The following is a 23,735-nucleotide window of genomic DNA, read 5'->3' as shown; positions in this document are numbered from 1 at the left end:
TCCTGTTTGTAGTTCCCCCCACTTTAGGAGCGCTGATGTTGGCGCTCTTTTTTTATTTTGTCTGTTTTCTCCAGGCGTGGTGACTGCCATCGAACTGCCATAAAACTGTAACAGGGCTGAAAGAACACTTGTTTAACCTGAGCCTGTCGTAGTCTTTTTAAGGCAGGGCACCTCGGTGACTCTGGTTCTTTAAGTTGATGCCTTTTTCTGTCCGGCAGCGTGCGCTGCGGCCCATTGCGCTTATTGATGCTTTGCTTTTGTGTCCGGTGTTGCGCCGTGCTGCAAAGCAGGATGCCGGGTGTGGCTTGGCGATGTATTGGCCTGAATGCCTTGTAGGGGACGGAGCATGATCCAGACCCTGGTGACGGTGTTAAGCGGCTATGGAGGCAAAGCGCCAGCCGCCATTCTCGTGCAGGCATGCGGCTTGCGATTGCTGCTGGATGCCGGCGGGCCTTTGTATCCTGGGCAGGTGTGCGATTGGTATGAAGGGCTGGAGGTGGATGCCATTTTGGTGACGCATGATCACCAGGATCATATTGGCTCCTTGTCCAAGCTGCCTGAACACATACCTGTTTATGCCACGGCCTCTACGGCGCGCAGCCTGCCTGCTGGGCGGATCTGGCGTGAGCTGCCAACCCGTGGCACAACTTATATCGGCGATATTGCCGTGCGTACCGGCTTGTCCGGCCATGCTTTGGGGGGTGTCTGGCTGCATCTGGATGTGGGCGGTGGGCTGTTCTATAGCGGGGACTTTTCCTGCGAATCCTTGCTGTTCCCCTTCGATTTGCCGCCGCCTGCGTATCTGGCTTTGCTGGATGCGTCTTACGGTTTGTACGATCAGTCTCATCACGTGGCCTGGAGCATTCTGGAGTCCTTGCTGGAGTCCCATCCCGCCTTGCTGCCCGTACCGCCGTCAGGCCGGGCGATAGAGATTGCCTTATGGCGCCAGCAGCAAGGTTTTGAGGACTGGAGCATGGACGCGTCCTGCTACGAAAACCTGACCCGCATGATCAGCCAAAGCAGTGACTTGTTGTTGCCGGGTGTGCAGCAATCCTTGCGTGAGTTGATGCCGCGTGCGGCTACGTTTGATCCGCAAGCGCACCTGCTGCTGGCCGGTGAGCCGGACGGCTGTCAGGGCAAGGCAGGGGAGCTGATTCGGGAGCGTCAGGCACGGGCTGCGGACCCCAATGCCGAGTCTGGTGAACGCTTGTTGATTCACACCGGCTATGTGGCCCCACATGCACCACGTGGCACGCATACCCTTTGCTGGAATGTGCACCCGCGTTTGACGGATTTACGCTGGCTGGTGGACATGGTGCAGCCACGTTATTGCATGCCTTTGTTCACGCAAATGCATGATTTGCCGACCTGGCGCAATGTGATGGGACCGGCCCTGAGCCTGGAAGGTCACTGGGAACTGCCAGCGACCTCCGTAGGCGTGGTTTAAGCGGTGTAGCGCTCCAGCAAGGCCTCGCGTCGGGCGGGGCTGAGCTTCAAGGCGTTCTGAAAGAAGTTCTCCAGATTGCCGTACGTTTCATCAATCGTCTTGAAGGCGGTTTCCAGAAACTCGGGCTTGACGCCCCATAGAATATCCAGCACTTCGTCACTGATGCCACGGTTGTCGGGCAGATCGGGGCGGCGGAAGAATTGATTGGTCAGCAGATAGTCGTGCATGACATCGTCAGGGTGCACCCCGGCAGCGCGGTGCAGCAGGGCGACGGCAAAGCCGGTGCGGTCTTTCCCTGCCGTGCAATGCATGACTACTGGCGTATCAGCTTGCAGCAGTTGATCAAAGACTTGGCCAAAGGTGGCGGCGTGCCCGGTCACAAATTCGGTGTAGGTCTTGTTCATGGTGCTGTGTGCCGCATCCACATCCACCTGACCTTTGGCCAGCATGTCCATAAAGTCCGGCAAGACGGTGGGCTCGACGGTCAGTGCGTGGCTGGTCAGAAAGCTGTACTGGTAAGGCGAGCGTTTGCGCTCGTGTGCTCCGCGAAAGTCCAGGGAGCGGGCAATGCCCAGCTCTTGCAGGGTGTCCAGGTCCTGGCTGCTCAGATCCGCCAAATGGTCTGAACGATAGACGCGACCCTTACGAAAGGAGCCGGAGTCTGTGGCATAGCCGCCTATATCACGGAAGTTGCTGGCCCCTTCTAAAGGGCAGGATAGGGAACTGGGCAGCGGCGATACGGACACGGCGGACTCCTGTTGAAACGGTGAAAGTCCCATGTTAACGGTCTTGGACGGGATCTGCATATGACAATGCGGTGACAGTTGGGGAGTGCGGGAGGACCGAAAGCACAATGAATGCAAGTGCACGGTTCTGTATCCTCAGAAAGCCATGTATATTCTTTGCTGGCAAGGCCCAGGCAGACAGGCTGGTACACCGCGTTCACGTTCTTGAGGCTTCGGTTTGCTGAAAATGTGAACAGACTTCAAGGTGACGCTGGCGTTTGACAGCCTGCACCGACTAGACAAGAACAGGTGCCGTGCCGAGCCAAGGGGGGACAAGTCTGATGACGCATTCACGCATCGCTCGCGTGCTCATGTGCTGCAAAAAGAGCCCCAGGATATTGGCTAAAGTAGGCCCAAGGTATAAGGTCAATGGTTATTTGAATAGACCGGCGATCAGCCCGGGCGGCCCACAACCGTAATTTTTCAAGGAACAAGCATGTTTGAGCATTTGCAGGCCTATGGTGGCGATCCGATTTTCCGTTTGAACGAGGCATTTCACGCCGATCCGCGCGATCGCAAGGTCAACCTGACCATTGGTTTGTATTACGACGATCAAGGCCGTCTGCCTTTGCTGGATGTGGCTCGCCGGGCTGAAGAACAATGGGCGGCCAAGGGCCAGCCCCGTGGCTATCTGCCTATTGAAGGTTTGGCTTCCTACCGCAGCGCCGTGCAAAAACTGGTTTTTGGTGCCGACAGCAAAGTGCTGCAAGAAGGTCGTGTTGCGACCATTCAGACATTGGGCGGTTCGGGTGCCTTGAAAGTGGGTGGCGACTTCCTGCACGAAGCCTACCCCAATAGCGAAATGTGGATCAGCGATCCAGCCTGGGATAATCACCACTCCATCTTCCGTGGATCGGGCATTCCTACCCACACTTACCGTTACTACGATCCAGCCACGCGCGGTCTGGATTTCACCGGCCTGATGGAAGACATCTCCGTCCTGCCCGAGCACAGCATTGTCTTGCTGCACCCCTGCTGTCATAACCCCACCGGGGCTGATCTGAGCGACGAGCAGTGGCTGCAACTGATCCCTGTGCTGCAACAGCGCAAGCTGATCCCTTTCCTGGACATGGCTTACCAGGGCTTTGGCCGTAGCCTGGATGAAGACGCTTTCGCCGTGCGCGCCATGGTCGATGCTGGCCTGACGTTCTTGCTGGCCAACTCCTTCTCCAAAAACTTCTCCTACTACTCCGAGCGCTGCGGCGGCTTGTCGGTGGTGTGCCAGAGCGCGGATGAAGCTGATCGCGTTTTGGGTCAGCTCAAAGCCGTGGTGCGTCGCATCTACTCCAACCCGCCATCGCACGGTGGTCAGGCCATCGCCACCATTTTGTCCGACGAGTCCTTGCTGGCTGAGTGGACTGCAGAAGTGGAAACCATGCGTCAGCGTATCGCTGCCATGCGCAAGCGTGTACACGATCGTCTGAAAGAACTGGCTCCTCAATACGACAGCAGCTACTTCGTTAAACAGCAAGGCATGTTCTGCTACACCGGCCTGACGAAAGAGCAGATCCAGAAACTGCGTGACGATTTTGGCGTGTACGTTCTGGAGTCGGGCCGCATCAGCGTGCCAGGACTGAATCAGTCCAATGTGGATTACTTTGCGGAGTCGCTGGCTGCTGTCGTGGCCTAAGACGCCGAGGTCTTTCCTGCAGGATTAAAGAGCGTGTTTATGGCCCCTTCGGGGGCGGTAAACACGCTTTTTTTAATGCTGAAAATGCATCCGCAGCTGCGTTGATCGTATGGTGGAAGCCGCTTATACGTACCTGTCTGATTGATGCATTCGACTTGTTCTGGCCACTTGGCTGGGGGCTTGAACCTGAACTGAAAAGCGGAACGGTGTCGAGCTAAACCATTGCATAGCCCTGCGCTTTCATAGCTGAAGCACTCAACGGTTCATTAGTGCTTAGCCATGGTCAGGCAAGCAGGTCAACCGGCAAGCTGACCGTATTTCGTCGTATTGCGACATTGCTCAGGCTAATGCTTGCAGGAGCAGTTCCTTATTGATCTGCTCCTGCTGCCGCGCCCGGTTCAATAAGTAGCGATGAAAATCCTGGCTATGAGGTGACTCAAATGCACCCGCTCGTCGAGTCAGCACATAGGGCCAGGGCAGGGGCAAGGAATGGGAAAAAGGCAGGATCAACTGCCCGCTGCGCACTTCCTTTTCTATCATCGAGCATTGCGCCAATACAAAACCCTGACCGGCCACCGCAGACTCCAGCGCCATATGCGACAGGGAAAAAACCCGGAAGCGGTCCAGTGGCGTATCGCCTATATCTATCTCCAAGGACTCAAACCAGTCGCGCCAGGAGGGGGGCGAGGTAAAGCGTGGCTGCCAGTCCGAGGACAGCAAGGGATAGTTCAATAGATCACGAGGATGTCGCAAGGCGGCTTGCCCTTGGAGCAGGGTCGGGCTGCAGGCGGGAACGACACGGTCTGTATACAGCTCGGTAAAGCTGCGGGGGCGGGCGGCGGCCTGACCGTAGGTAATCCGAAAGTCGATTTGCTCGGCTTCCAGATCGGGCTCGGCATGGCTGCCTTTCAGATGCAGTGTCAGCTCCGGGTCATACTGTTCCTGCCATTGAAATGCCAGCGGTGCCATCCAGGTTTTAAGCATGGACGGCAAAGCGCTGATCGAAAGCAGGCTGGTGTTGCGCGACCGCTCCATTTCTTGCTGGCCGTCGCGCAATAGCTCAAATGCCTGGGTACAGATTTCATGAAAGCGCACCCCCGCCGCTGTCAGTCGCAAGCGTTTGCCTTCTTTGTAGGTCAGGCTGCAGCCCAGCGAGTCTTCCAGCAAACGTAATTGCTGGCTGATGGCACCGGGAGTAATTTTCAGACGACGGGCGGCTTCTTGCAGGCTTTGGCTATGGCCCAGCGTCTCAAAGACTTGCAATGCACGTAAGGGAGGCAAGGTATCCATGATGGTCAGACCCCGTCCAGAAAAGTAATTTAACTTTAGAAATTCTAAACGATATGGATAGTAGGCTGAATTTGATTGCGACTATCATCACAAACAAGAGAGCATGAATGGGCTCGTTCAGCCATCATGCACCGTATTCAGAGTTGGGGGTAAATCATGTTTGTACGCAATGCCTGGTATGTAGGCGCATTGGCTACGCAGCTCGGTCGCAGCTTGCAGCCTGTGCGTATGCTTAGCGAGAACCTGGTGCTGTATCGCCGTGAGGACGGCCAGCCAGTCGCCCTGGAAGATTCCTGTCCGCACCGTCGCCTGCCTTTGTCCAAAGGCCGCTTGATTGGCGATCAGGTGGAATGTGGCTACCACGGCCTGACATTTGATTGCAGCGGCTCCTGTACCAAGGCACCCGGTGTGGCGCAAATCCCTAAAAGCGCGGTGGTGCGCAGCTACCCCTGTACGGAGCGTTTTGGCCTGGTCTGGGTCTGGATGGGTGATCCTGAATTGGCTGATCCGTCCAAACTGATCGACATTCCCGAGTGGGACAATCCCGAGTGGGGTGTGAACCGTGGCGACGCCATGGAACTGGACTGCAATTACCTGTACGTCACCGACAATTTGCTGGACCCCTCGCACGTGTCCTGGGTACACCAAAGCTCATTTGGCAGCCCCGACATCATTGGTCTGCCCTTGACTGTCAAGGTTGAGGACAATGGCGTGACGGTCTCGCGCTGGTCCAAAAATGTGGAAGTTGCGCCGTTTTACAAGCAGTTTGTGAAATTTGAAGGCAATTGCGACCGCAAACAGCAATACGAAGTGCGCTTCCCGTCGCTGGCCGTGATCAAGGCCATCTTTCTGCCCGCCGGTGCGGCTACCGAGGAGCCCAGCGAGTACCACCAGGACGTTTTTCTGATGGATTCCTATAACTTCCTGACGCCTATCGACGAAGAACACACCCGTTACTTCTGGTTCCAGCTGCGCAATTTCAGCCCGGATGACGAGGCGATCTCCAAGATCTTCAACGAAGATGTACGCCACGCGTTCCTGGAAGACAAAGTGGTTCTGGAAGAAGTGCACAAAGCCCTGAAAGAGCGTCCTGCCGCGTTGGATTTGCCCTTGGATTCAGGCCCCTTGCGCTTCCGTCGCAAGATCAGCCAGATGATCCAGGTCGAACAAGCTGTCGCCAGCGAGACAACAACGGCTTGAGCGTGATGAATACGACTGCATCACCTGTGTCCACCGAAGCCGCGGCCAACCGCCGTTTTCGGGACTATCGGGTACTGGAAAAGCTGCGCGAAAGCGACGTGATTACTTCGTTTGTGCTGGAGCCAGTGGACGGTGTTGTGCCACCTTATCAGCCAGGCCAGTATCTGGTGTTCCGTCTGGAGATTGACGGGCAAACTGTGCTGCGCAATTACAGCGTGTCGGGGGATCCCGACTGCACGGATCGTCTGCGCATTTCCGTCAAACACGAGAAGGCCCCGGCAGGGTCAAGCGTGGCGGATGGTTTGGCCTCCTCCTATCTGCACCAACAGGTGCAGCCGGGCGATGTGCTGAGCGCGGCCGGGCCGATGGGCGAGTTCGTGCTGGATGAGAGCAGCCAGCGGCCTGTGGTGTTGCTAAGCGGTGGCGTGGGCCAGACCCCTTTGCTGGCCATGCTGCATCGTCTACTTAAACGCAGCCAGCGTAAGGTGTATGTGATTCATGCGTGCGATAACAGCGTGGTGCATGCCTTTGCCGATGAGATGCGTGAGCTGGTGGCACAACGCGAAGGCGTGCAGCTTTACTTCTGCTATCGCAACCCGACTGAACATGATGAGCAAGCCGGTTTGCACCATGTGGCGGGACTGATTACACGTGAGCAGTTGCAGCGTTGGCTGCCACTGGATGATTACGAGTTTTACCTGTGTGGGCCCAGTGCCTTCATGCAGAGCAATTATGGTGTGCTGCGTAGTCTGGGTGTGGCACGTGAGCGCATTCACTACGAGTTTTTTGGCCCGGCGACGGTGCTGGAAAACACCTTGGCGGATGATGGTGCAGCCAGTGCGGTTCAGGATCAGGTCCAGCCTGCCCCCTCCAGTCGTGTCGATGCGAATGTGTTGGAGCTGGATTCGCCTGTAGAAGCAGTAAGGGGAGCCGCGACAGCAGCGGAAGATGCGGCGCAGACGGTGACATTCCTGCCCGATGGCCGCCAGGCCCAATGGCATGAGGACTGCCCCTCCTTGCTTGATCTTGCGGAAGAAACGGGCTTGAGTCCGGACTTCAATTGCCGGGCGGGTCTGTGCAATACCTGCATGTGCACTCTGGTATCGGGCGAGGTCGACTATTTTGAAGAGCCGCTGGACCCTGTGCCAAAGGGCAAAATCTTGTTGTGCTGTTCCCGTCCCCGTGGTCCGGTGGCCGTGGAATTACCTTAAGAGTTTTTCAATTGCTTGTTGAGGTTTGCCCCGTCCTTTTGGGACGGGGTTTTTTTTCAAAAAAATCATATGCTTCCTTGTTGGAAGTCAGGCGGATTTTCGATGTCTGGAGCAGGGGGCGTGGACATGAGGACTGTTGAAGTGGTGGTACTACATAGACTGGCTACCTTGCTATAGCTGGGCTTGTTCGCTTATCCAATCACTAAAGGCACGGACCTCTGCTTTTTGTGTCGCATCGGGCAAGGTCACCAGATAGTAGGCAAAGCGGGCGGGCCGTTCCTGCGCTGGATTACGGCGCAGGACAATGTATAGGCGCGCAGGCTATACGATGGTTTGACTCAGGCAACAGCGTGGGTGACGTATGACTTGAGTTTGGGGATGGCTGGCGACACACAGAATTGAGTACGTCTGATTGCATTGTCGTCCGCCGTAGCTCGCTCCTGACATTACTCATGAACAGTGACGACGGGTGATCTAAATGAAGGGAAGGCTTATCGAAAGCCTTCCTTTTTTAACCTTAAACCTCGCGTTTGGGCCTTGCCTCCAGCAACATCAAAGCAAGCAAAACCACACTGCTCATTCCCAGCCCAAAGACCACCAGTGGCCATGCCGTATCCCCACCCAGCAAGGTCACAGCTAAGGTACCGAACACGCTAACAATCAGGCTTTCCACGCAAAAGTAGATCGCCACGGCGGAACCGGCCACATCATTGAACTGGGCCAAGGCGCCATTGGCGGTGACGGATACCGTCATCACAATGCCCATGGCGGCTAGCCACATGGGCAGGATAAAGCTGCTAAAGGAGGGTTCCAGCAGGAGTTGTCCTGTTGCCAGCAATAGGGCGGCCAGGGCGATCAAGCCCATGCCGCGTTTCAGGCTCCCGGCAGTGCCCCAACGAGCCACGAAGGTTTTGGACAGGCGGGTGGTGGCAATCATCACCAGGGCAACGCTGGCAAAGGCCAGGCTGAAGCTCATTTCTGAATAAGCCGCTTGTCCGATCAAGACTCGTGGCGCGGTCGAGAAGTAGACAAAAAATGTCCCCATCCCGGTGGAGAAGCCCAGGGTATAGACCCAAAAGGCCGGACTCTTGAAGACGGCCAGTGCGCACTGCTGTGAATGCAGCGGTTTGGCAGGTCGGGTCTCCTGCCATCTGCACAGCGCATGGATCCAGGCTATGAGCCCCATCGCCGCCAAACTCAGGAAGATGGCTTGCCATCCTCCCATGCGGGCAATCAGAGCACCTGCAATAGGCCCCAAGGCGGGAACGAATGCCAGGATGGAACTGAACAGGCTGTAGATCACTACCCCTTCGGGGCGGTCTGCATACACATCGCGCACTGTGGCAAACAGGGCCACAAGGGTGGCCGAAGCCCCCAGTGCCTGCAGCACCCGAAAACCAACAAAAGCCCAGGCGGAACTGGACAAGGCAGCGGCGGTTGAGGCCAACACAAACAGGGCGGCCCCTGTCAGCAAAACAGGTCGTCGGCCTATGCGATCCGACAGGGGGCCAAAGATCAGTTGCCCTGCACCTAATAGCAGCATGTAAAGGCTAAGGGTCAGCTGGATGATGGCTGGGGTCGTACCTAGAAGTTCCGGCATGGCCGGGACGACGGGCAGGTAAATATCCATCCCCAGGGAGGCGAGGATGTCAAAGGGCGCCATCAGCAGCAGGGCAGCCGGCAGCGTATAAGCCCAGGAAGAGCGTGAGGAAGACATAACAAAATTACCACTCGAAAAAGAAATCGGGCGGCGTCTGTTTGTTATCAATCAGCGGGATTGGAAGTACAGAACGCCGCAACAAGACAAGAGCTTGTTGCGGCTTACTCAGTTGCTGACTTAGTGCTCGTCATGCAGACGGCTCCTCTCATCATCGTTTGTTGGTGTGTCGCGGATTGGATGCTTTAAGGCGGCGGCTGGCCTGGCCTTGCTGCGACAACTGCTCATTATAGGGGGAGGTTCTTACAGCCTTGAAGCGTCGGCTTGTGGTGGTTGTTTTTGTACCCGACACCGTTTTGGCAAGATGCGACATCGCTTCTTTGGAGCCGCTGGTCTTGTTCTTCTTTACCCGGATGGCGGCGGCTTTCAGCAAACGCTGGAATGTCGGGCACTGCGTATGGTTGGCGGCCGGGCAGTGCGCGGCGTGGCGCAAACCTTCGCTCATGGTTTTCAGGCGCTTGATGGTGGCATCCAGTTGATCGGCCTTGGATAGCAGCAATTGCCTGTCCACCTGCGCAGAACCATCGGGAGGCAGCATGGCCCGTATTTCTTCCAGCGACAAACCGCCCGCTTGCCCCAAGGCAATCAAGGCCAGTTGATCCAGCACTTGGGGCGTAAAACGACGCCGTTCTCCGGGGGCGCTGACTGCACGGATCAGGCCTTCTTTCTCGTAGTAACGCACGGTGGAGGAGGGTAAGCCGGTTTGCTTGGCAACTTCTGAAATATCCATCTTGTACCTGTTGACTTGAAGTTGACTTCAACTTCTATGATTACTCAAAAATAAGGTGCTTATCAACGGAAAGGATTGCCAATGTTGTCGATCAATGAATGGGTGCATGTGATTCTGATCGGGGTCGGAGCCACTATTTTCATGGATATCTGGGGCCTGATTCAAAGGGCGATGGGCGTTGCCACGCTGAACTACGCCATGGTGGGGCGCTGGGCCGGGCATTTGCTGCGTGGCCGGATCGCACACAGCAGTATCGGCAAGGCTGAGCCGATTGCGGGAGAGTCTGCCTGGGGCTGGTTCATTCACTATGCTGTGGGCATTGTTTTCGCCTTTTTGCTGCTTGCGGTTTACGGCACTGAGTGGCTGCAAGATCCCCGCTGGTTGCCCGCCGTCATGGTGGGCATGGCTACGGTCGTGATGCCCTTTTTTGTCATGCAGCCCGCCATGGGAGCCGGAGTGGCGGCCTCGCGTACCCCCACGCCTTGGACTAACCGTTTGCGCAGCCTGCTGACACACGCGGTTTTTGGTTTGGGCATGTACCTTGCGGCCTTGCTGATCAAGCAGGTGGCTTAAGGAGATGTCATTTGTTGGGGCCTCTGTCATGGGTGGCCTGCTCTTTTTGTGCGTCAGCCAGTCCCAGGATGCCGCTTCCGAGCTGACCGGGGACTGAGCAGGAGGCACTAGCAGTATGTGTTTGGTTAGGCCTGGAAAACCGCCTCGCTCATGCAATTAATAAAGGCGCGCAGCTTGGGCGACAGGTTGCGGCTGGCAGGCCAGACAATCCACAGTGGCACGGTGTTATGGGTGCATTCATCCAGAATGGTTTGCAGCCGTCCGCTGCTTAAATGTTCCCCCACGGTGAAATCTGGCAGGCAAGCGATGCCTTGCCCTTGCAAGCTCAGATGCACCCGCATTTCCACGCTATTGCAAACCAGTGTGCGGGGCAGCTCGGGTACGTCCTGAGTTTCGGAAATTGGCCATTGTTCCAGCCGCCCGGTATTGGGGAAGCGGTAGTGCAGGCAGGCATGGTGTTGCAGATCTTTGGCGTGCAAGGGGCGACCATGCTCTTGTAGATATTCGGGGGAGGCAGCCAGGACGCGACGGAACGTGCACAGACGGCGGCGCATCAGGCCGGAATCACTCAAGGCGCTGGCACGGATGGCAGCATCAAAACCTTCGCCAATCACATCGACCAGACGGTCAGAAAAGTCCAGATCCAGTTCTACAGCCGGATAACGCTGCATGAAGTGGCTGATGGCCTGCTGAAACAGGCCGCTGTAGCGCGGCAAGCTGATTCGCAAGGTGCCACGCGGCATTTCACTGGCTTGGGACATTTCCAGTTCTGCCGCTTCGATTTCACTCAATATGCGTCTGCAGCGCTCCAGAAAAACTTTGCCATCGGCAGTCAGGGCCAGAGTGCGGGTGCTGCGGTGAAACAGGCGCACTTTCAGCCGCTCTTCCAAGCGGGCGATGGACTTGCCTACTGTGGAGGGCGACAGGCCGGACTCGCGGGCCACGGCCGAAAAGCTCAGGCGTTCCGCCACGCGTACGAACAGGCCGATATTGCTCAGGTTTTCCATCATGGTGCCAACTCTATTTAAGAATTTACTTCCTAAGTATTAATAACTGTAGTGTATTTTTCTTTGATGGGGTGACGCTTAAGCTCCTGAAATCGACCCCGATCATGCGGGTATTTCACGCCGTGTTCATTTCTGTTGGGCACGCACGCTTTAGCAGTCAATGAGAACCATGCTTTCCTCTTCTTCATCGCCGGCCATGCGTCGGCTGCAATTATTGTCAGCCTGTTTAACGGCTTTATTGATCCCCTTGTGCTTCACCGGTCCAGCAGTGGTGCTGTCGGCCATCAGTGCAGAGTTAGGTGGTAGTGCCGCCCAACTGAGCTGGATCATGAACGCGTACATCCTGAGTTACGGCGGTGCCATGATGGTGTCAGGCAGCCTGACGGACATTTACGGCCAGCGCCGCATCTGGCTGATTGGCATGCTGTGGTTTTGCGCCTTTACCATTGCCATTCCTTTCATGCCCTCCGTGTTCTGGATTGATATTTTGCGCATGATGCAGGGCCTGGGCGGTGCCGCCGCTTTTGCCGCTGCCATGTCCTCCCTGGCTCCCTTGTTTGAAGGACGTGCACGGGCGCGGGCGTTCAGCTTGTTAGGCACGTCTTTCGGGCTGGGGCTGTCTTTTGGTCCCTGGTTTTTCGGCTGGATTGTGGAGGCGCTGCAATGGCAAGGCGTGTTCTACGCGACCGGGGCTATTGGCGTGGTCGGTTTGTTGCTGGTTCTGATCAGTACCAAGCCCAGTCAGGGCGGCTCGCAGGGTGCATTGGACTGGCCGGGTGCCATCAGCTTTACGCTGGCTTTGGGCCTGTTTACTTATGGCATGTTGCTGATCCCGGAACGGGGCTGGTCCGATAGCTGGGTGCTGTCCACCCTGCTGGCCTCTGTTGTCGCCTTTGTGGGCTTTGTCTGCATAGAGCGCCGCGTTGCGCAGCCCATGATTGATTTGAGTTTCTTTCGTGACCCCGGCTTTGTGGGTGTGCAGGCTTTGGCTGCAGCCCCTGCATTCCTGTTCATCGTGCTGATTGTGTTGTTGCCCGGTCGCTTTATGGGTGTTGATGGTTACGGTGCATTGCAGGCCGGGCAGATGATGGTTTGGCTGGCTGCGCCTTTGTTGATCGTGCCTTTTGTGGCGGCCTTGCTGACTCGCTGGCTATCGGCAGGCACCTTGTCCAGCCTGGGTTTGCTTCTGGTGGCCGTGGGTTTGTGGACTCTGGCTGAAGGCTTTGAGGCAGGTGGCGGTCCAGCCCTGCATCTGCCTTTATTGCTGATCGGCGTGGGTATCGGTTTGCCCTGGGGCTTGATGGACGGGATGGCGGTCAGTGTGGTCAGCCCGGATCGGGTCGGAATGGCGACGGGTATCTTCAATACGGTGCGGATCTCTGCGGATGGTGTGGCCATTGCCGTGGTCAGTGTGCTGCTGGCTACCTTGATTCAGCAGCACCTGAGTGTGGGCAGCACTACGTTTACACAAGCCGCAGTTCTGGAAGCGGCCAGTCGGGCGGCTTTGGGTGAATTGCAGTTGGCCGCGCAACAGCTGCCTGGTTTGGAAGCGCAATTGACTGCCAGTTATGCCGCTTCATTTTTGACGGTGCTGCATGCGCTGGCAGGCCTGGCGGCCTTGATTGCCGGTCTGCTCTTTGTCTTGTTGCGACAGCCCAAGCACGCTTTGCAAACGGCCTAGAAGACACCGCGTGCGCTGCACGCGATGCCCAAGGTGAACGGGCCCCAAACGCCTGGGACAGGTATCCAGGTTTTGGGGGCCGTTCTACACCCAGAGCGGCGGCGTGGGTGTGGGTTACGACAGGTGTTCAGGCCTGTTGTTTGGGCAAGGCCAGCCATTCCTGAGCTGTGATGCGGCTGATATGTTCAGTTCGGTAGTCCTGCAGGAACGGGTTGTACCTGTTTTCCTCGGTGTGATGATGGCGAAAGCCACACTTGGTTTGCGCAATCTGCGATTGGGCATTGTTGGCAAAGTAGCCGCACCACAGGGCCTTCAGCTTCAGCGTTTCAAAAGCGTGTCGCATCACTTCGCGCATGGCCTCGGGGATCAAGCCCTGGCCCCAGTAGGGGACGCCAATCCAATAGGCAATTTCGCCTTCTTCTTCGCCGATCTCGAAGTTGCTGTTCTTGCCGATCAGGATGCCGATGCAACCGACAGCCCGGCCATTATCTTTGTGCTCGACGGCATACACTTCAGGCATATTGAAAACTGTGCGGATAATTTCGGCACTTTCCTCAACGCTGGTATGCACCGGCCAACCTGCAATCGGGCCGACTCGCTCGTCTTTGGCGTATTCGTACAAGTCCTTGGCATCGGTGTCCTGCCAGGGGCGTAAAATAAGTCTTTCTGTTTGAAGTGTCATTTTCTTTACTCACCATTCATCAGAAAACAGAATAGAAGCTGGCTGGTTTGGCGAACAGAGCAGGACCTTGGTAGTTTCGGTACTTTTAGCAAGTCCTGTCGGTTGCCGGGCCATGAAGGGCAGAGGAACACCATGCATCAGATTCCACAACTATTCAGCGCCAAAGATAGCTGGCTGACAGGCCAGACCACGCTGGCTGAAGGCGTGGGAATGCCTTTGTCTTTCGGTCATGCCTATATGGCCTTGATGATCTGCCTGTCGGGTCGTGCTTTGGTCAGCTTGAATTTCAAGGATCAGGTCGTACGGGCCCATGATGTGCTGGTGCTGGCCGAAGATACGATTACCTTGCTGAGACGGCGCTCACGCGGTTTCAAGGTGTTTTTTCTGCTGATGCCCAAGAACCTGGCGTCAGAAGTGGCTTATCAGCTGCCTAATTCCTTGTTCGTGTTCTTGCACGACAATCCGCTGTGTGTGCCTCCGCAGAAAGATCGAGCTTTACTGGCGGCCTGGTTGCTGCAACTGTACGAGATTGTGCAGACCAGCACGCTGCATCAACACATCATGCTGCGTAATCAGCTGCAGAATTTCTTTCTACATATTGCCGAGCAGATTCCGTCCGAGTATCAGGGCGGCCAGCCGTTCAGCCGTCAGGAAATGATCAGCTGGCGGTTTTGGGAACTGGTTGGCCAGCAATGCCGGCAGCACAGAGAGGTGAAGTTTTATGCCGATGCGCTCAACATCACCCCGTTTTATCTGTCCCAACTGAGCAAACAGTTTTTTAACGACAGTCCCAAGGCCTTGATCGACAGGCAAGTGGTCCTGGAGATCAAGGCGCTGCTTTCCTACAGCCAGCTGGCGATCGGGCAGATTGCCGATCAGCTGAATTTTGAGGATCCCTCTTATCTGTGCCGGTACTTCAAGCGCCATACAGGCTTGTCGTTGACCCGCTATCGCCAGCATGAGCAGGCTCGTTCCGGTGTGGTTGGCAAGTGATCAGCTCAAGGGTTGGTCGTGCCAGGTCAATGCGACAAGAAAATGGCGATGGTGTATGACTCAGGAGGCCAGAAGCCTGTGCGCCTGATCGATGCGTTTGGGAGTCAAACTCTAGGCAGAGCAGATTTACGGCCTACATCTTGCCGGTGAATTTGTAGCGATCCCCTGGATGCCACAGTCTGGCGTGCGTTGTGAACTGCTCGCTGGAAAAAGTGCGGCGGTCCATCACCAGACAGGGTTGCTGCTCTTTCATGTGCAGGGCCTGCGCGATTCCGGCGGGCGGCACCAGCACTTCAATGCTGTAAAAGCCGGTTGGCAAGGGGGCAACGCGCACCAAGTACTCATTAGGCGTGATCTGGCTCCAGTCCTGCTCCATGTAATCCGGCGCCATTTGCGCGTCCACCAGACGATCTTCGTACTGGATAGGCAAGCCGTTTTCGGCATGAACAATAATGGAATGAAACAGCGCTGCGCCCGGTGCAATGCCATATAGCCGTGCTTGAGCCGGGCTGGCCTGCAGCCGCTCCATGCTCAGCACTTGGCAACTGTGTTGGTGGCCGCGCTCCCGTATGTCTTGCGCGATGCTGCGTATCTCGATCAGGGTGGACTGGAATTTGGGCTGCGCGACGTAGGTGCCCGAGCCTTTGATGCGGATCAGCAGCTCATCATTCGTCAACTCCCGCAGCGCGCGGTTGACCGTCATGCGCGACACGCCAAATTGTTCGCATAAAGCCAGTTCAGTGGGGATCAGATCACCTTCACGCCATTGGCCGGACTGGATTTTCTCCAGCACAAAATTCTTGATTTGCAGGTAGGCGGGCATGCTTGGTTCAGTTGACGAATGACTCGTCTGGGGGACATCCATTTTTATGCTTTCCTGTAGGACGTGTTCACACTCAAAAGAGTTTCGCGCAGGCCAGATCTGAGGTCGTGCACCAGGCCGCGAGTGATGCCTTCCCATGTTCGCATTCACGGGCTTATGCAAGGCTCTCTTTTATATGTATAGACAACTTGGAAAAATGACTATACATTGGCATGAGCTTACAAGAAAACCGTTGTTTTGTCGGCGCCAGGACCTGCCCTTCGGGTGTGGAAACAGCCTGCCAGATAGAACCAGCGCGTATCCAGAGACACCTCAGATGGAGGACATCACCATGCCTGATCATCGCTCTTCGGCGGCCAGCCACGATCCTCGCTTCGATCCTGCGCGGCAGATTCATGCCCCTACGGGTACCCAGCTCAGCTGCAAGAACTGGGTGGCGGAAGCTGCGTACCGCATGATTCAGAACAACCTGGACCCGGCCGTGGCCGAGAACCCCCAGCATCTGGTGGTGTACGGCGGCATCGGGCGTGCAGCCCGGAACTGGGAATGCTATGACCAGATTCTGGCCAGCCTGCGCCAGTTGGAGGATGACCAGACCTTGCTGATTCAGTCCGGCAAGCCGGTGGGTGTATTCCGTACTCATAGCGATGCGCCACGTGTGCTGCTGGCCAACTCGAATCTGGTGCCCAAATGGGCTACCTGGGAGAAATTTCACGAGTTGGATCAAGCCGGTTTGTTCATGTATGGACAGATGACGGCGGGTAGCTGGATCTACATTGGTAGCCAGGGCATTGTGCAAGGTACGTATGAGACTTTTGCTGAAGCAGGTCGTCAGCATTTTGGTGGTTCGCTGGCCGGGCGCTGGATTCTGACTGCTGGTCTGGGTGGTATGGGCGGCGCACAGCCTTTGGCGGCGACTTTTGCCGGGGCTGTATCGCTGACGATTGAATGCAAGCAAAGCAGTATCGACTTTCGTTTGCAGACCCGTTATCTGGATAAACAGGCGCGGGATCTGGATCATGCGCTGGAGTTGATTGCCCAACACACGGCCGCCAAGGAAGCGGTGTCGATTGGCTTGCTGGGTAATGCTGCCGATGTACTGCCTGAACTGGTGCGACGTGCCCAAGCGGGTGGTTTGAAACCTGATCTGGTGACGGACCAGACCTCTGCCCACGATCTGCTCAATGGCTATTTGCCGTCAGGCTGGACGGTGGAACAGTGGCAGGCGGCGCAGAAAGACCCGGCCCAACACGCCCGCATTCAACAAGCGGCTGCCAAGTCTTGCGCAGTTCATGTACAAGCCATGCTGGATTTCCAGAAAATGGGTATTCCGGTTGTGGACTACGGCAATAACATTCGCCAAGTTGCGTTTGATGAAGGCGTGGCTAATGCCTTCGATTTCCCTGGCTTTGTGCCTGCCTACATTCGCCCCTTGTTTTGCGAGGGGAAAGGCCCGTTCCGTTGGGTGGCCTTGTCGGGCGACCCGGAGGACATCTACAAAACCGATCAAAAAATCAAAGAGCTGTTCCCTGACAATCAGCACGTGCATCGCTGGCTGGACATGGCGCAGGAACGCATTGCTTTCCAGGGCTTACCTTCACGAATTTGCTGGTTGGGACTGGGCGAGCGTCACCGCGCTGGTCTGGCCTTTAACGAAATGGTGCGTAAGGGCGAGCTGAAAGCGCCCATTGTGATTGGCCGCGACCACTTGGATACAGGCTCGGTGGCCAGCCCCAACCGCGAAACTGAAAGCATGCGTGATGGCACGGATGCCGTGTCGGACTGGCCTTTGTTGAATGCCTTGTTGAATACCGCAGGCGGGGCCAGCTGGGTTTCGCTGCACCACGGGGGCGGGGTGGGCATGGGCTACAGCCAGCATGCTGGCATGGTGATTGTGGCCGACGGTAGTGAGCAGGCTGCGGCCCGTCTGGAGCGGGTCTTGATTAACGATTGCGCCAGTGGTGTGATGCGTCATGCGGATGCAGGCTACGAGCTGGCGATTCAAACGGCCAAGAATTTCGGGCTGACATTGCCCATGATCAAGTAAGAAAAACAGGACAGATAAATGAGCAAGAGTATCGAGCTTTCTCCCGGCGCACTGACTTTGGCACAGCTGCGCCAAATCTGGCAGGAACCGACTGTTCTGACTCTGCCACCAGAGGCGATCGGGGCCATGGATGCGTCCTCGGCCATTGTGGCCAAGATCATCCGGGAAGGGAATCCGGCTTATGGCATCAATACCGGCTTTGGCAAGCTGGCTCAGCAACGCATTCCCGACCATGATCTGGAGCAACTGCAAAAGAACCTGATTCTGTCGCACTCCGTGGGGGTGGGCGAGCCGGTGTCCGATGCAGTGGCCCGCTTGATCATGGCCATGAAAATTGCCAGCTTGGCACGGGGCTTTTCGGGCATACGTTCGCATGTGGTTACGACCTTGCTGGATATTCTGAATGCGGGCGTGGTGCCTTTCATCCCGTCCAAGGGTTCGGTGGGCGCATCGGGTGATCTGGCGCCCTTGTCGCACATGACCTTGACGCTGATCGGGGAAGGACAGGCCAAGTGGCAGGGCGAATGGATGCCAGCCCAGCAGGCGTTGGCCAAGGCGGGTATCACTCCCATTGTGCTGGCTGCCAAGGAAGGCTTGGCGCTGATCAATGGCACGCAAGTGTCTACGGCTCTGGCCCTGAACGGCCTGTTCCGTACCCAGACCTTGTTCCGCAATGCGATTCTGGCCGGTGCCTTGAGCGTGGACGCCGCCAAAGGCAGTGATGCGCCTTTTGATGCGCGCATCCATGAGGTCCGTGGACAGCCGGGGCAAATATATGCGGCTCGCCTGTACCGGGAGCTGCTGGCTGGCAGCCAGATTCGTCAGTCGCATCGCGACAATGACAACAAGGTGCAGGATCCTTATAGCTTGCGCTGTCAGCCCCAGGTCATGGGTGCGATTCAGGATCTGATCACGCAGAACGAACGAAGCCTGCTGACGGAAGCCAATGCTGTTACGGATAACCCGCTGGTGTTTCCCGGCAAGAATGGCGAACCGGATCAGGTGATTTCCGGAGGCAATTTCCACGCCGAGCCGGTGGCGTTCGCTGCCGATGGCTTGGCTCTGGCGATTGCTGAAATTGGTGCCTTGGCAGAGCGTCGAGTCGCTTTGTTGATTGATGCCAGCATCTCTGGCTTGCCACCGTTCCTGGTGCCTTCTGCGGGTTTGAATTCGGGCTTCATGATTGCCCATGTGACCGCAGCGGCCCTGGCTTCGGAAAACAAGTCACTGGCACATCCTGCCAGTGTGGATAGTCTGCCTACTTCGGCTAATCAGGAAGACCACGTCAGCATGGCAACCTTTGCAGCGCGCCGTCTGGAAGACATGGCACAGAACACGGCCGCGATTGTGGCAATTGAATTGCTGTGCGCGGCACAAGGCATTGATTTCCATGCGCCCTTGCTGACTTCCGAGCGCTTGAAAAAGGTGCAAGACGCGATTCGCCAGGCCGTGCCTTTTTACGATCAGGACCGTTACTTGGCTCCCGATATCGAGGCCCTGAAAGCCTTGGTGCTGGATGAGAGCCTGGCGGCGACGGCGGCTGATCTTTTCTAGTTTTCATGAAGTACTGCTGATTGTTTTTGTCTCCACGAACTTGTCCCTGGCCTGGATCACCAAGCCGGGGATTTTTTTGCTTCACGACGACCCTAGCATTGCATTTCTCTGGGCTACGCCCTGCTGACATAAGTCCACGGTGAACACGACGGCTGCTGCGTCCCCTACGTAGGCAGGCACGGTATCTGTTATCGAGCGACGGCCTGTATTGCCAACTGAGGCGTGCCAATCAAGATGGATATAAAGCTCACAAGTCACATGGCTGTGGCGATGTGCATGCGCTATGTTCATAAGGAGGATAAGCCCGCGTGGGATGGGGCGAGCGGGTGGCGAATCGGCTGCTCCACGGCGAGAGATTGATAAGTGTATCCGATACGGGTATAGTTTGGAAGTCGATATGACGCGCGTTCTCAAGCGCAAAGACTTTGCGCGATGGCAGGCGGCGGAGAAGCTGCCCGATATTGCCTTGTGCAAGGCAGTTCAGGAGATGGAAAGCGGTCTGATCGATGTGGACTTGGGTGGCGCCTTATACAAGAAGCGGGTAGCTCGTCCGGGTGGTGGCAAAAGCGGCGGCTATCGCAGCTTGCTTTCGGCCAGAATAGGTAGCCGTTATGTGTTCCTGCATGGGTTCTCCAAGAGCGACAAGGGGAACATCACGTCGGATGAAAAGAAAGCGCTGCAATTTGTAGGGAAGGTGTTCCTGGGCTTGTCGCCTGAAGCCTTGTTGAATGCATTGCAGGCTGACGTGTTATTGGAGGTGCATTGTGAGCAAGATCATCGAATCGCTACGCGGCGACCTGGCGGCGCTCCAGGAGGCAGGAGCGATCGACAAGGTGACGATGCGCGAGTTTGACGCAATTTGTCCACCGCCAGTTCGGGAGTTCGATGCGGCCGACATCAAGCGGCTGCGGGAAGGCTTGAAGTTCAGCCAGCCGGTATTTGCGCTTTATTTGCATACTACGGCATCGACCATACGCAAGTGGGAGCAAGGTGAAACCCATCCCACTGGCCCGGCGCTCAAGCTGCTGAATATCATTGCTGACAAGGGCTTACAGGCCATCATTTGATTTTTTTGTAGCTAAGCCTTGTTCAGTAGACTGCTCAATGTTTTTTTATAAGCCGCAAATGCCGCCTCTTCCTGAGGATGATGGCCCTCTGTCACACAGGCCTTACCACTGACGAATACATCACGAATCGGATTGGCGTTGGCGCGTTCGGAAAAGACCAGAGCCGACAGCCAATGCTGCTTATCCAGCCCCGCCAGACTGGGGTGCTCCAGGTCAATCACCATTAAATCTGCCTGATGACCGGGGCTTAGTTGCCCACTGGCTCGACCGGACGCCTGTGCGCCACCACGTGCGCAGGTGTCAAACAAGTAGTCCGCGACGAAAGGTTGTTGGGACGAAGTCAGCACATTGCGTTGCTGGCTGGTCAATCGTTGACCATATTCCAGCAAGCGCAGTTCGGCGCGCCAGTCTACGCAGATATGGCTGTCTGAACCTAGGCCCATACGTCCTTGCTCCGCCAGAAAGGCGGCAGCAGGGAACAGGCCATCACCCAGATTCGCCTCGGTGCTTGGACACAAACCTGCTACGGCACCGCTGCGGGCAATTTGCTTGCGCTCCTGCTCGTCAATATGAGTGGCGTGGATCAGGCACCAGCGTTCGTCCACATTGAAGTTGTCATAGAGATAGGCCACCGGACTGCTGCCTTTGATGTCCCGGCAGGCCAGCACTTCGGCTATCTGCTCGGCAATGTGGATGTGAATCGGGTGGCGTGACGGCAGGCTGTGCAGGCCGTCGATCAAGGTACTGATGGAGCCGACGTTGGCAGCGCGCAGGGAGTGGGGCGCAACACCGTAACGCCGGTCAGCATTCAAGGGGTGGCTGTTGTGCAAGGATTCCAGCAGGTACAGCAACTGTGTAGGGCTATTCAGAAAGCGCTGTTGATCCTGACGCGGCGCCTTGCTGCCGAAATCGCTGTACTGGTACAGCACGGGCAGCATGGTAATGGCCAGCCCGCTGGCGCTGGCCGCTTCCATGACGCCTTGGGCCAGCAGGCCTATGGGTGCGTAATGCTGACCGTCGCGCTGGTGATGCAGATAATGGAACTCGCACACGCTGGTGTAGCCCGCTTTCAGCATCTGTATATAGAGCCATTGGGCAATGGCCTGCATGTGCTCGGGCTCCAGACGGGCAGCGAAGCGGTACATCAGGTCGCGCCAGCTCCAGAAGCTGTCCTGGCCTTGCCCCCGGAATTCAGTCAGCCCGGCCATGGCACTTTGAAAAGCATGTGAATGCAGATTGGGCATGCCCGGCAGTACGGCACCTTGCGCTGTGTGGACGGAACCCGCCGCGTCTATGGCCTGCTGACTGGCTTCGGGCAGAACGTCTGTCAGTGTGCCGTCCTGGTCCCAGCGCAGCAGTACATTCGCTTGCCACTGGCCGTCCAGATAGGCCCAAGGGGCCCAGAGCGCTTCATGTTTTCGGGGGATGCTCATGGCGATTCCTTACGCAGGTCACGGCTGATTGTGCCTTGGTATACGACCAGGGCGCAGCGTGGCAGGCCCAGCCAGTAGATCAGCTCGGGCAGGGAGTCTATGTCCCAGGCGACAAAGTCGGCACGGGCCCCGATGCTGAGTTCACCGTTGATGTCGGGGGCACCCAAGGCCTGAGCAGCATGGCGGGTGACACCTGCCAGGGCTTCGGGGACAGTCAGTCTGAAAAGCGTGCTGCCCATGTTCAGCATCAGTAATAGGGATGCACAGGGGGAGGTGCCAGGGTTGCTGTCAGTGGACAGGGCCATCGGCACGCCGTGTTTGCGCAGCAGTTCAATCGGGGGTAACTGGGTTTCGCGCAGAAAGTAGTAGGCTCCGGGCAGCAGCACGGCCACGGTTCCGGCTTTTTTCATGGCGATGACGCCTGCTTCATCCAGGTATTCCAGATGGTCGGTGGACAGGGCCTGGTAGCGGGTCGCCATTTCCGTGCCGCCCAGATTGGAGAGCTGCTCGGCGTGCATTTTGACGGGCAAGCCCAGCGCTTGGGCCGCTTTCAGAACGCGTTCGGACTGCTTCAGGTCGAAGGCAATACGTTCGCAAAAGACGTCAACCGCGTCGATCAGTCCTTCTTGTGCCAGAGTGGGCAGCATTTGATCACAGACCAGATCCAGGTAGGCATCGGTTTGCCCGGCAAATTCAGGGGGCAGGGCATGGGCACCTAAAAAGGTGGTGCGCACCGTGACCGGGCGCAGCTCGCCCAGACGGCGGGCGACACGCAGCATTTTGCGCTCGCTCTCCAGATTCAGACCGTAGCCGGATTTGATTTCAATCGCGGTGACGCCTTCGTCCAGCAAGGCATCCAGTCGGCGCAGGGCTTGGGCCAGCAGTTGGTCCTCGCTCAGGGAGCGCGTCGCTTTGACGGAGGACACAATGCCGCCACCCTGACGGGCGATTTCTTCATAGGAGGCCCCTGCCAGCCGCAAGGCAAATTCCTGGGCGCGGTTGTCGCCGTACACCAGATGAGTGTGGCAGTCGATCAGCCCAGGGGTGACCCAGCGGTTTCCCAGCTTGTGTTCTTGAGTGGCGTCTTGCCACTGCGCAGGCAGGTCATGACGTGGGCCCATCCAGGCGATACGGTCCGCCTGTACAACCAGGCAGGCATCTTCGATGACGTACTCGGGGTCGGCGGTGGGGGCCAGGCGTAAATCGGTCCAAAGTGTGTAGCTCATCATTTCATTCCGTGGGAGCGATATAGGCGTAGACCAGCGGGGCATCAGCAGGGTCGGCCTGCAGTTGCAGGGACAAGGGGGCGGGTGTGCTGCCTGTCAAGGCTTGTCCGGCGCCCAGGGTCCAGCTGTGTGTGTCGGCCTGGAGTTGATAGCCGCCTTGCGGTGCGTACAGAAAATGCGTACCAGCGGCCAATTTCATGGAGTCGTTCCGTCCTTGCCATGCGTGCAAGCTGCCTTGGGCTCGGCCCCGGCGCAGCATCAGGTTCAAGTCCTGTGTCGGACCGAGTGGTAACAAACAGGCCATCTTGTCCTCGCCAGCGAAGGCGTAGGGCTGGAATGGATGCAGCACATGGACGTGTTGGTCGTGAATCAGCTGCATGTTGTCGCCCTCGATCAACATGATGTGTCGGTCTATGCCGGGAAAGCGGGAAAAATCGCCAGAGGTCTGGACCTGGGCCAGGCTGATACGCCAGTCAAAGTGCTCATAGCCGGCATGTTCGGGATGGCACAGCACCTCGCGCGTGGTGCCGCCACCGTTTTTCCAGGGCTGCGCGGGCAGGCTGCTGATGTTTAGCAGACGAAGCAAAGTGGCAGGGTGGGGCTGGCTCATGGTGGCATGGCTCCGGGCGGTTTTTTAAT

The 23,735-nt window shown here is 57.0% G+C and carries 20 protein-coding genes and 1 pseudogene; 11 read left to right on the top strand and 10 right to left on the bottom strand.

Features of this window, described 5'->3' with window-relative positions; genetic code table 11:
* The first annotated feature begins 346 nt into the window (after window positions 1–346).
* Window positions 347–1,447 (top strand): MBL fold metallo-hydrolase, encoded by a 1,101-nt coding sequence (locus OSH04_RS10880; protein ID WP_266108454.1) that lies wholly within the window; start codon window positions 347–349, stop codon window positions 1,445–1,447.
* Here OSH04_RS10880 and OSH04_RS10875 read toward each other — a convergent pair.
* Window positions 1,444–2,193, bottom strand: a complete 750-nt coding sequence (locus OSH04_RS10875; RefSeq protein ID WP_060185509.1) for a tyrosine-protein phosphatase — start codon at window positions 2,191–2,193, stop codon at window positions 1,444–1,446. The genes OSH04_RS10880 and OSH04_RS10875 overlap by 4 nt on opposite strands.
* 475 nt (window positions 2,194–2,668) lie before the next feature.
* Here OSH04_RS10875 and OSH04_RS10870 point away from each other — a divergent pair, with 475 nt between their 5' ends.
* Window positions 2,669–3,862 (top strand): amino acid aminotransferase, encoded by a 1,194-nt coding sequence (locus OSH04_RS10870; protein WP_115634602.1) that lies wholly within the window; start codon window positions 2,669–2,671, stop codon window positions 3,860–3,862.
* 339 nt (window positions 3,863–4,201) lie between these two features.
* On the opposite strand, the gene OSH04_RS10865 is transcribed toward OSH04_RS10870, so the two are convergent.
* Window positions 4,202–5,152, bottom strand: a complete 951-nt coding sequence (locus tag OSH04_RS10865) for a LysR substrate-binding domain-containing protein (RefSeq protein WP_266108453.1) — start codon at window positions 5,150–5,152, stop codon at window positions 4,202–4,204.
* Window positions 5,153–5,308: 156 nt separating this feature from the next.
* Between OSH04_RS10865 and OSH04_RS10860 the strand changes: the two genes are divergently transcribed.
* Both OSH04_RS10860 and OSH04_RS10855 read left to right on the top strand, forming a co-directional pair.
* Window positions 5,309–6,352, top strand: a complete 1,044-nt coding sequence (locus tag OSH04_RS10860) for an aromatic ring-hydroxylating dioxygenase subunit alpha (RefSeq protein ID WP_247966263.1) — start codon at window positions 5,309–5,311, stop codon at window positions 6,350–6,352.
* 5 nt (window positions 6,353–6,357) lie between these two features.
* Window positions 6,358–7,563 carry an FAD-binding oxidoreductase gene (locus OSH04_RS10855; RefSeq protein WP_266108452.1) on the top strand — a complete coding sequence of 402 codons (1,206 nt, stop codon included), beginning with the start codon at window positions 6,358–6,360 and terminating at the stop codon, window positions 7,561–7,563.
* A gap of 517 nt (window positions 7,564–8,080) precedes the next feature.
* Here the strand turns inward: OSH04_RS10855 and cml are convergent.
* A complete protein-coding gene (gene cml, locus OSH04_RS10850; RefSeq protein WP_266108451.1) occupies window positions 8,081–9,280 on the bottom strand; it encodes a CmlA/FloR family chloramphenicol efflux MFS transporter in 1,200 nt (399 codons plus the stop codon).
* 151 nt (window positions 9,281–9,431) lie between these two features.
* Complete coding sequence (locus OSH04_RS19745) at window positions 9,432–10,010, bottom strand: helix-turn-helix domain-containing protein (protein WP_407066158.1); 579 nt, start codon at window positions 10,008–10,010, stop codon at window positions 9,432–9,434.
* 81 nt (window positions 10,011–10,091) lie between these two features.
* Between OSH04_RS19745 and OSH04_RS10840 the strand changes: the two genes are divergently transcribed.
* A complete protein-coding gene (locus OSH04_RS10840) occupies window positions 10,092–10,583 on the top strand; it encodes a DUF2938 domain-containing protein (protein WP_035269689.1) in 492 nt (163 codons plus the stop codon).
* Window positions 10,584–10,708: 125 nt separating this feature from the next.
* Here the strand turns inward: OSH04_RS10840 and OSH04_RS10835 are convergent, their stop codons facing one another.
* On the bottom strand, window positions 10,709–11,590 hold the full coding sequence (locus OSH04_RS10835) for a LysR family transcriptional regulator (RefSeq protein ID WP_266108477.1): 882 nt from the start codon (window positions 11,588–11,590) through the stop codon (window positions 10,709–10,711).
* Window positions 11,591–11,759: 169 nt separating this feature from the next.
* On the opposite strand from OSH04_RS10835, the gene OSH04_RS10830 reads away from it, so the two are divergent.
* Window positions 11,760–13,271, top strand: coding sequence for an MFS transporter (locus OSH04_RS10830; RefSeq protein ID WP_266108450.1), 1,512 nt, complete (start codon window positions 11,760–11,762; stop codon window positions 13,269–13,271).
* 127 nt (window positions 13,272–13,398) lie between these two features.
* Here OSH04_RS10830 and OSH04_RS10825 read toward each other — a convergent pair whose 3' ends face one another.
* Window positions 13,399–13,953, bottom strand: coding sequence for a GNAT family N-acetyltransferase (locus tag OSH04_RS10825; protein WP_137430510.1), 555 nt, complete (start codon window positions 13,951–13,953; stop codon window positions 13,399–13,401).
* A gap of 132 nt (window positions 13,954–14,085) precedes the next feature.
* Here OSH04_RS10825 and OSH04_RS10820 point away from each other — a divergent pair, with 132 nt between their 5' ends.
* Window positions 14,086–14,946, top strand: coding sequence for a helix-turn-helix domain-containing protein (locus OSH04_RS10820; protein ID WP_266108449.1), 861 nt, complete (start codon window positions 14,086–14,088; stop codon window positions 14,944–14,946).
* Between the two features lie 133 nt (window positions 14,947–15,079).
* Here OSH04_RS10820 and hutC read toward each other — a convergent pair whose 3' ends face one another.
* Window positions 15,080–15,769 carry a histidine utilization repressor gene (hutC, locus tag OSH04_RS10815; protein WP_235332449.1) on the bottom strand — a complete coding sequence of 230 codons (690 nt, stop codon included), beginning with the start codon at window positions 15,767–15,769 and terminating at the stop codon, window positions 15,080–15,082.
* Window positions 15,770–16,085: 316 nt separating this feature from the next.
* Between hutC and hutU the strand changes: the two genes are divergently transcribed.
* From hutU to OSH04_RS10795, 4 genes and pseudogenes are all read left to right on the top strand, one after another.
* The gene (gene hutU / locus OSH04_RS10810; protein ID WP_266108448.1) at window positions 16,086–17,816 is read left to right on the top strand and encodes a urocanate hydratase; all 1,731 of its coding nucleotides are present in this window, start codon (window positions 16,086–16,088) and stop codon (window positions 17,814–17,816) included.
* 18 nt (window positions 17,817–17,834) lie between these two features.
* Window positions 17,835–19,370, top strand: a complete 1,536-nt coding sequence (gene hutH, locus OSH04_RS10805) for a histidine ammonia-lyase (RefSeq protein ID WP_060185493.1) — start codon at window positions 17,835–17,837, stop codon at window positions 19,368–19,370.
* A gap of 397 nt (window positions 19,371–19,767) precedes the next feature.
* Window positions 19,768–20,148, top strand: a pseudogene (locus tag OSH04_RS10800) (type II toxin-antitoxin system RelE/ParE family toxin); the annotation flags it as partial.
* The gene (locus tag OSH04_RS10795; RefSeq protein ID WP_266108447.1) at window positions 20,135–20,437 is read left to right on the top strand and encodes a helix-turn-helix domain-containing protein; all 303 of its coding nucleotides are present in this window, start codon (window positions 20,135–20,137) and stop codon (window positions 20,435–20,437) included. The pseudogene OSH04_RS10800 and the gene OSH04_RS10795, both read left to right, overlap by 14 nt.
* Before the next feature lie 11 nt (window positions 20,438–20,448).
* Here OSH04_RS10795 and OSH04_RS10790 read toward each other — a convergent pair whose 3' ends face one another.
* Genes OSH04_RS10790 through OSH04_RS10780 form a run of 3 tightly spaced genes read right to left on the bottom strand, consistent with a single transcriptional unit; the run spans window position 20,449 to window position 23,706 of the window.
* Complete coding sequence (locus tag OSH04_RS10790) at window positions 20,449–21,870, bottom strand: formimidoylglutamate deiminase (protein WP_266108446.1); 1,422 nt, start codon at window positions 21,868–21,870, stop codon at window positions 20,449–20,451.
* The gene (gene hutI / locus OSH04_RS10785) at window positions 21,867–23,096 is read right to left on the bottom strand and encodes an imidazolonepropionase (RefSeq protein ID WP_060185573.1); all 1,230 of its coding nucleotides are present in this window, start codon (window positions 23,094–23,096) and stop codon (window positions 21,867–21,869) included. Before hutI ends, OSH04_RS10790 begins: the two co-directional genes overlap by 4 nt.
* A 4-nt stretch (window positions 23,097–23,100) precedes the next feature.
* Window positions 23,101–23,706, bottom strand: coding sequence for a HutD/Ves family protein (locus OSH04_RS10780; RefSeq protein WP_266108445.1), 606 nt, complete (start codon window positions 23,704–23,706; stop codon window positions 23,101–23,103).
* Window positions 23,707–23,735 lie beyond the last annotated feature (29 nt).

Source organism: Alcaligenes nematophilus, from assembly GCF_026344155.1.
GTDB classification, from domain to species: Bacteria; Pseudomonadota; Gammaproteobacteria; order Burkholderiales; family Burkholderiaceae_B; genus Alcaligenes; species Alcaligenes phenolicus.
The sequence above is the reverse complement of the archived record's forward strand: the minus strand, read 5'-3'. Positions and strand labels throughout refer to the sequence as shown.